The sequence below is a fragment of the Pseudomonas helleri genome, assembly GCF_009600315.1.
Classification (GTDB): Bacteria; Pseudomonadota; Gammaproteobacteria; order Pseudomonadales; family Pseudomonadaceae; genus Aquipseudomonas; species Aquipseudomonas helleri_A.
The window spans coordinates 193233-202036 of sequence record NZ_WIWC01000004.1 but is presented as its reverse complement, the minus strand read 5'-3'; the positions used below and the strand labels follow the sequence as shown (position 1 = coordinate 202036).

Below are 8804 nucleotides of genomic sequence, written 5' to 3'. Positions count from 1 at the left end.
ACGCTGAGTTCGGAATAAGACATAGGGCAGCACCGTACCGGAAAGGTCAGGTGTTGCACTCAGTTTTTGCCGCCGCCATGGTATTACTCGTGGCATGGATCAGAAGCATGGTAGTTAACGACTGATTTATAAGGATATTTATTTATTGCTGATAATAGAGTGGGAGTTAGCCTGAAGTTGGTATATGCGAACTTAGTCGTTTTCTGATGTATATAGGGCCCGCGAATTGCGGGCCTTATTTTTGCAAGTCTGTAGTGAGGCGAGTATTCCCATTGTTGTGAGCTGTGCCCAGCGTTGGCTTGATTTTGGTTAGCCTAAACCGGTGTGAGTACCTGGTTGCTAAATTCATGAGCGCTTATCTGCGGAGTTTGATCGCAGTGTAGTCATATATGCCTCGTAAGTTGGCGCTGTTTTCTAACTCCATCTTAAAGGCACTCGTCATGCGATAAGATGTCATGGTTTATCGCGGGTTATTCGCGGGTGACAAGGTCAATGACTTCAACACCAAGAAGGTTTTTAATGGCAGTCGGGAAGCAGGAAATTTAGACTCCAATACTAGTAGTGCGCGGACATCCTTTATCTGCGAATGCGCAAGTAGTACTGCCTCCATCACAGTCCGGTATTTTACGCACTGGAACAGGCCTCTAGTGATATCGGGGACCGAAGAGATTGAGAGGGGGTTGTGTGCTACGAAATCCTTTAATTTCTTATGGTGCTCGCTTTCACCTCCTCCGGCGATTTGACAAGCCAACTCAAGAGCGTGCGAGAAATCGGTTTCGGTCAGTTCAAGGTCTAAAGTTTTTAGGACCTTGTCCCATTGTGGAAACGTAAAAACGTGATTGAGTTCGGCTTTGACAATTACCTGCTTCTGATGGCGGGGCAGAGTAGCGAACTCTTCTTCCTTAACTAAAAACCACCCGACCCCTTCACCAGGTAGGCCGGTGTTTTTATTGACTACCAGCGCTTGGATATCCGAGCAAAAGCCATTGCACTATCTCAGCTCTTTGGCCAGATCTAACCAAGCCATTGCAGCCGGAGGCAAATGCGCACCGGCACGCCAAGCGAGTGCAATATTCCAATCCGTGTGTGGCTCTTCAAGAGGTACTAGAGCGATGCCCGCATGTTTATGTTTTTGCGCAAGCATTCGCGGTAAAAATGCCACCCCTAAACCTGCAGCTACCAGGTCGGCGATGAAATCAATCTGCCCGCTGCGGGCCGTCACCCGGGGCACAATCCCTCTTCGATCACAAGCGGCCATAATTAATGCGTTAAGCGCAAACCCCTCATCAAAGAGGATGAATGGCGAATCCGCCAGATCACTGAAGTTCATTCGCTTGCGTCGCGAAAGCGAATGGGCGCTAGGCAGCACAACCACTAAAGGCTCGTTGCGCACTTCCTGATAAGCGAAAGTTTCATCGATCGGAATCAGTAGTGCTGCCAAGTCCACCTCTCCGGCCTCCAGGCACTCACACAGTTTCTTACTACCGTGCTCTATCAGTTCTATATTCACCATCGGATAGCGGCTGCGATAAGTAGCAAACATCTCAGCGAACAATACCCCGGAGCCTACAGGCGGCAAGCCGATCCGCAGCGTACCGCCCTTCAGGTCGCGCAGTTCATTGATCTCTGCGATCAGATCGTTCCGCTCTGCGAGTAATACCAGTGCGCGCCGATAGGCAATCTCACCTGCGGCCGTCAACTCGCTTTTATGGCCGATACGGTTCAGCAGTGGCGTACCTAGCTCATCCTCGAGCGTCCTGACTGCCTTGCTGACTGAGGACTGAGTCAAAGACACAACCTCCGCAGCTTGGGAGAAACCTCCCTGGCGCACCACTTCTACAAACACCCGCAGCGTTCTGAGATTCATGTGTATTCCAATAGCGACTCAATTCGAGTAGAAAAAGTTGTTTTTATCATACTCAACACTCCCTTATCGTGAAATTCACTCAGCAACGTCCTACGTCGCTGAAATTTTCTAGAGACCTAGGAGTTGTAGATAATGATTATTTCATCGGCATCCGACTATCGCGAAGCCGCGAGACGCAAATTGCCGCGATTTCTGTTCGACTACATCGACGGCGGCGCCTATGCCGAACACACAATGCGTGCCAATAGCGCTGACCTCGCCAGCATCAGCTTGCGTCAACGCATCTTGAGAAATGTTGACAGTTTGAGTCTCAAGACGACGCTCTTTGGAAAGGAACAGAGTCTGCCGATCATCCTCAGCCCCGTCGGACTGACCGGTATGTATGCCCGTCGTGGTGAAGTACAAGCGGCCAAGGCTGCGGCCACGAAAGGCATTCCCTTTTGCCTGTCCACAGTATCGGTCTGCTCGATTGAAGAGGTTAGTTCCCAGAGTTCGCAATCGATCTGGTTTCAACTCTATGTGCTCAAGGATCGCGGATTTATGCGTAATGCCCTAGAGCGTGCTCAAGCAGCCGGCGTTACCACGCTGGTGTTCACCGTAGACATGCCGACGCCAGGCGCTCGTTACCGTGATGCCCACTCGGGCATGTCTGGGCCACTCGCAGCTTCACGGCGCATCCTGCAAGCCACCACTAGGCCGGATTGGGCGTTTAATGTCGGTATCCTCGGTCGTCCGCATGATTTGGGCAACATCTCCAAGTACCTGGGCAAAGCCACCACCCTGGAAGATTATGTTGGCTGGTTAGGCAATAACTTCGACCCCTCTATCAGCTGGAAGGACCTGGAATGGATCCGCGAGTTTTGGAAGGGCCCGATGATTATCAAGGGCATCCTTGATCCACAGGACGCCAAGGACGCAGTAAGTTTCGGCGCTGATGGCATCGTGGTCTCCAACCACGGCGGTCGCCAATTGGACGGTGTGCTGTCCACCGCTAGGGCTTTGCCTCCCATCGCCGAAGTAGTGGGTGATGACCTGACGGTGCTGGTGGACTCTGGCATTCGTTCCGGGCTGGATGTTGTGCGCATGCTCGCCTTAGGCGCCAAGGCATGCCTGCTGGGGCGCTCGACGGTTTACGCTCTGGCCGCCGACGGACAGCACGGGGTAGAGAATATGCTGGATATCTTCTCGCAAGAAATGCGCGTGGCAATGACGCTCACTGGTGTTACCTCGATTGACAAGATCGATCGAACCGCATTGGTTCCAGTTGAGTAATGAAGGTTCGATCATGTCGCAATCACTGACCGTTAAGATGTTGGAAGCGGTACGCAATGTACCGATTGGCTACGTAGTGTGTGGTGGTGTTGTCTGTACTGTGCCGGCGCTCCTCGCGGCTCGCTTACACAACCCCTTGTTCTGTTGGTCAGCGATTGCCGCATTCTGGAGCTATCTGTCGATTCCGAGCGATAAGTCCCCAAAGGGTTGTATCTTCGGCCTGGTTTTCGGCATCACCGGCGCCGTGGCGTCAGGGCTAGGTGCTTGGACGATGGTATGGCCGCAACTGGCTATAGCACTGTCGGCCCTCTTTGCGTTTGCTGGCGCTTACGCCCAGGTTTGCGGCGCGCGCATTAGCATTCCCGCTTTGCTGACAGCGACGGCATTTGCGGTATCCACTGCATTCCCGGCAAAGGACTTTGCCCAGGGATTTGCTTATGCACGTTACTTTCTATATGGCAGCCTATGGGCTACAGGCTCCGCATTGCTGTTCCAATGGTGTCAGTACGACCAGCCTGATGCTGCAAAGCGGCCAGTTTTATGGTCGGCACTCAGAACAAATTTCACACCGAAATCTAACTTCTTTCTGCATGGGCTTCGCGTTGCGCTGTCGGGAGCACTGTCAGTTTGGTTGGTTCAATTGTGGTCGTTGCATTACGGATACTGGATGACCCTTACGGTGTTTCTGATCATGCAGCCCTACATGCATTCAACGTTGAGGATGTCTCTGGAGCGAGTCGGCGGCACCTTCTTAGGGGGAGCCATTGCTGCCGTTCTTGGTTACGCAATCCATGATCCGTTTTTGTTGGCTGCACTGATACTGCCTGTTTCTATTGGCACCCTGGCAGGGCGCTCTGTGAGCCACATCAGCTATTTGATGTTCCTCACTCCACATTTCATACTGGTCGCGCAGGTTGGCCAGTCAGGAGGATCGGAGCTGGATTTGGTATTTCTACGAATGCTCTACAGCACCGGTGGTGCACTTTTAGCGATCATCGCTTCGCTTGTGATTTTTCCTCGCTGGCAAACGGCTGAGCCGTAGAGGACTAGGGGAGTGTTTCCTAGACCGCCGGTTTGAAAGCCCCTTCCCGTGCAGCCAACCAGTAACACCGCGCAAAAACTCAGTAATAGGCTCCGCGTGAACATGGCGTTCTTCCTCATGGTTTGACTCGGATGTTTGTAGGCCCTGATCGTGCCGTAGTCACGTGCGCCCTATCAAAGAGCGCTATACCCCCTCTACAGGTGCTTGTCATGCGATGAGAGGCGGGAGGGCTGAGCATCTAGAGCGTCGTTCGGGAATGGTTCTTTTCATGGTATGCCTTTTGTTTTGTTTGATAGTTATCTGCTTTTAAAGGTTTTATTGCGCTTGTTGATAATAGAGTGGGAATAAGTCATACCGGGTCACCGGTTTGAACTGAAAAAGGCGGTCAACATTAAGTGTTGGCCGCCTTTTTTATGCGTGGTTCAGGGGGGGTAGCTCAAAATCATCCAGTCGCGAGCAAGATCTGTAGCCGTTAACGAGCTCCGCGAGGCCACGTCCGACTGCGCAACAGTCGTTAATGCTGCCTGCCGTATCTCTGTGGCAAACACAAAAAGCCGCAGCTTTCAGCGCCTCGCCACATCCGAAAAGTAGAACTTGTCCAGTGTATGCCGCGACTCGGTGTACTCGAACTGGCGCCCATCCTGCAAGAACGTCTGGTTGCTCACCACGATCACATGGCTCTGACCCTCCAGGTCCAGATGCTGCTGATCATTCTTGCTGCGCGGCACCGCTTCGATGGTGCGCTGGGCATAGCTGATCTGCAGGTTTAGCGTCTGCTCGATATAGGCATAGATCGAGTGCTGGGCTATCTCCTGATCCAGTCCCGGAATCAGATCACTGACAAAGTGGTTGATGTCCAGAATCACCCGTTTTCCATCAATATGGCGCACTCGCTTAATGCGGGTTATCAGGCTGCCCGCTTCAACATCGAACTTCTCGCACAGCGCACCTTCGAGGGGGAATTGGGTGAACTCCACCACCTCAGTGCTGACGTTATCCCCCAGGCGCGGGTAGGTTTCCTGGAAGCTGACGATGCCGCCCAACTGAAACTCGATTGGGCTGGATGACAGTACGAAAGTGCCTTTGCCGTGGATCTTTTGCGCGAAACCGCGTTCTTGCAGTTGCTCGATGGCCTTGCGCACGGTGCCACGGCTGGCCTCGTAAGTGGCCATCAATTGCGTTTCGGACGGCAAGCGCGCGCCGCGAGCCAGGCGTTCAGTGGTGATGCTGGCAAGCAGATCGGTGTAGATCTGATTGTATTTGCTCATGGTGATGGCTCTATGCCGTGTGGGCTACGGGCCCGGAACCTTAAGGGCAGGGGATGGGCAGTGCAAGCCTTGTAGTAAAGCCTATTGGCAAAAATTATCTAACTCGTCTGTACCAGTTATTGCTTTAACTCGTACAGACGAGTATTTTTCGTTTCTGCGTGCTGCCAAAACGACGCTCCATAATAAAAATTCAAGCGGAAGACAACGCATGAGCCACGACTATTCCAAGATCGCCAGCGAGTTGCTGCACAGCCTCGGTGGTGCCGATAACGTTCAACAGGCCGCGCATTGCGTCACGCGTTTGCGTCTGGCGCTCAAGGACCCGAGCCTGGTTGACAGCGCGACCCTTAACCAGATCGATTTGGTAAAAGGCTCCTTCTTTACCGGCGGCCTGTATCAAGTGGTGATCGGCCCCGGCGAAGTCGAAAAGGTCTATGCGGCTCTGCGCGAGCAGACCGGGTTGGCGGCTTCCACCATCGCCGACGTCAAGCAAAAGGGCGCCGACAAGGCCAATGCCATGCAGCGTTTGGTGCGGGTCTTCTCGGATGTGTTTATGCCCATCCTCCCCGCCCTGATCATTGCTGGTCTGCTGATGGGGGTGAACAACCTGCTCGGCGCCAAGGGCATGTTTATTGAAGGCAAAACCCTGCTCGATGCCTATCCGCAACTGGATGGGGTGTGGAGCCTGATCAACCTGATGGCCAATACCTCTTTTGTGTTTCTGCCTGCGCTGGTGGGCTGGTCGGCGGCCAAGCGTTTTGGCGGCAGCGAAATCCTCGGCATCGTGCTCGGCCTGATGCTGGTTCACCCTGATCTGCTCAATGCCTGGAACTACGGCAAGGCCGTGGCCGGGTTGGATGGCCAGAGCCTGCCGTACTTCAATATCCTGGGACTGTTTCAGATCGAAAAAGTTGGCTATCAGGGGCAAATCCTGCCGATCCTGATGGCCGCGTATGTCATGAGCGTGATTGAGAAATGGCTGCGGGCACGGGTGCCCAATGCCATTCAACTGCTGGTGGTGCCCATCACTACCATCGTTATCACCGGGGTGCTGGCGCTGGCGATCATTGGCCCCGTGACCCGTCATCTGGGGATTCTGATCACCGAAGGCGTGGTCATGCTGTTTGATCTGGCCCCTGTGCTCGGCGGGATGATCTTCGGCCTGCTGTATGCGCCGCTGGTGATCACCGGCATGCACCATATGTTCCTCGCCGTCGACCTGCAATTGATCGCCACCCAAGGTGGCACCTTTATCTGGCCGATGATTGTCATGTCCAACCTGGCCCAGGGCAGCGCCGCGCTGGGTGTTTTCTACATGAGCCGCAATGTGCGGGAGCGCAGCATGGCCTCGACCTCTGCCGTATCTGCCTATTTCGGCATCACGGAACCGGCCATGTTCGGGATCAACCTGCGCTACAAGTTCCCGTTTTATGCGGCGCTGATCGGCTCGGCGCTGGGCAGTATTTTTCTGTCGCTGAACAAGGTTCAGGCCTCGGCTATCGGTGTGGGCGGCCTGCCTGGGTTTATCTCGATCATTCCGCAGTACATCCCGATGTTTGTGATCGGCATGCTGGTGGCCATCGTTGTTCCGTTTGTCCTGACCTGTGCCTTGAGCCTGAAAATTGTGCGTCCCGGTTATCGCGTCGCTTAAACCCGTTTCCCGTAAATGCAAGGACCCCTACATGCAAGACTGGCAGCGTTCGGTGATCTATCAGATCTACCCAAAAAGCTTTTACAGCCACGCGGGCAACCCGACCGGTGACTTGCTGGGGGTAGTCGACAAGCTCGATTACCTGCAATGGCTGGGTGTGGACTACCTGTGGCTGACGCCGTTTCTACGTTCTCCTCAGCGCGACAACGGCTATGACATCAGCGATTACTACGCCATCGACCCGAGCTACGGCAGCATGGCCGACTGTGAGTTGCTGATCCGTGAAGCCAAGGCCCGCGGGATCAAGCTGATGCTTGATATCGTGGTCAATCACACCTCTATTGAACACCAGTGGTTCCAACAGGCGCGCAGCAGCCTCGACAACCCGTATCGCGACTTCTATATCTGGCGCGACCAGCCGAACAACTGGGAGTCCAAGTTCGGCGGTTCGGCTTGGGAATACGAGGCGCAAACTGGCCAGTACTTCCTGCATTTGTTTGACCACACCCAGGCAGACCTCAATTGGGATAACCCCAAGGTACGCGCCGAGGTCTACAAGCTGATGTGTTTCTGGCGGGACAAGGGTGTGGGCGGTTTCCGCCTGGATGTGATCAACCTGATCTCCAAGCCAGCGCACTTCCCCCAGGACGACAGCGACGGGCGTCGCTTTTACACCGACGGCCCCCATGTGCATGAGTACCTGCAAGAGATGCACCGGGAAGTGTTCGCCGGCCACGATTTGGTCAGCGTGGGTGAGATGTCGTCCACCAGCCTTGAACACTGCATCCGTTATTCGCGCCCTGACAGCAACGAGCTGTCAATGACCTTCAACTTTCATCACCTGAAAGTTGATTACCCGAACATGCAGAAGTGGGTGCGGGCAGATTTCGACTTTCTTGAACTTAAACGCATCCTCTCGGACTGGCAGGTCGGCATGCAGGCAGGCGGTGGCTGGAACGCCCTGTTCTGGTGTAACCACGATCAGCCTCGGGTGGTCTCGCGCTTCGGCGATGACGGCGAGCACCGTGTGGTCTCCGCCAAGATGCTGGGCACCGCGCTGCACTTTTTGAAGGGCACACCCTATGTCTATCAGGGCGAAGAGATCGGCATGACCAACCCTGGGTTCGAAAGCATCGAGCAGTACCGCGATGTCGAGACCTTGAATATTTATCGCCTCAAGCGTGAAGCCGGTGTGCCTCACGATGAGTGCATGGCCGCGATCAAGCAAAAGTCACGGGACAACAGCCGCACGCCGATGCAATGGGACCCTCAGGCCAATGCCGGTTTCAGTACGGCCGTACCGTGGATCGGTATCCCTGAAAATGCCGCCTTTATCAATGTTGCAGACCAGCGCAATGACCCGGCTTCAGTGCTGCATCACTACCGTCAGTTGATTGCCTTGCGGCGCGCAGAACCGCTGCTGCAACACGGCGAATATCGTCAGTTGCTGCCCGAGCATGTGCAGGTGTGGGCGTACCTGCGTCAAGGCGAGGGCGAGAGCCTGCTGGTGATCAACAATTTTTACGGCACACCTTGCCACATCGAATTGCCCGAGTCGGTGATCGATGAAGGCATGTCGCAACGGTTGTTGATCAGCAACTACGACGACTGTCCTGTGCGCAGTAACAGCCTCTCGCTGCGCCCTTATGAATCTTTTGTCCTGCACCTGAAACCTGAACGTTGATCCCTCAGAAACATGCGTGT

Annotated in this window: 6 protein-coding genes; 4 read left to right on the top strand and 2 right to left on the bottom strand. The window is 54.4% G+C overall.

From position 1 onward, the window contains the following. Positions 1 to 991: 991 nt before the first annotated feature. Positions 992 to 1867, bottom strand: a complete 876-nt coding sequence (locus GHN86_RS04490; RefSeq protein ID WP_010655639.1) for a LysR family transcriptional regulator — start codon at positions 1865 to 1867, stop codon at positions 992 to 994. A gap of 132 nt (positions 1868 to 1999) precedes the next feature. Between GHN86_RS04490 and lldD the strand changes: the two genes are divergently transcribed. Next, the gene (gene lldD / locus GHN86_RS04485) at positions 2000 to 3139 is read left to right on the top strand and encodes an FMN-dependent L-lactate dehydrogenase LldD (protein ID WP_003443295.1); all 1140 of its coding nucleotides are present in this window, start codon (positions 2000 to 2002) and stop codon (positions 3137 to 3139) included. Positions 3140 to 3152: 13 nt separating this feature from the next. Continuing rightward, positions 3153 to 4181, top strand: a complete 1029-nt coding sequence (locus GHN86_RS04480; protein ID WP_003443292.1) for an FUSC family protein — start codon at positions 3153 to 3155, stop codon at positions 4179 to 4181. Positions 4182 to 4744: 563 nt separating this feature from the next. On the opposite strand, the gene treR is transcribed toward GHN86_RS04480, so the two are convergent. Continuing rightward, complete coding sequence (treR, locus tag GHN86_RS04470; protein ID WP_153377809.1) at positions 4745 to 5449, bottom strand: trehalose operon repressor; 705 nt, start codon at positions 5447 to 5449, stop codon at positions 4745 to 4747. A 208-nt stretch (positions 5450 to 5657) separates the two neighbouring features. Here treR and treP point away from each other — a divergent pair, with 208 nt between their 5' ends. After that, the gene (gene treP / locus GHN86_RS04465; RefSeq protein WP_153386170.1) at positions 5658 to 7100 is read left to right on the top strand and encodes a PTS system trehalose-specific EIIBC component; all 1443 of its coding nucleotides are present in this window, start codon (positions 5658 to 5660) and stop codon (positions 7098 to 7100) included. Between the two features lie 31 nt (positions 7101 to 7131). Beyond that, a complete protein-coding gene (gene treC / locus GHN86_RS04460; protein WP_153377807.1) occupies positions 7132 to 8784 on the top strand; it encodes an alpha,alpha-phosphotrehalase in 1653 nt (550 codons plus the stop codon). Positions 8785 to 8804: the final 20 nt, after the last annotated feature.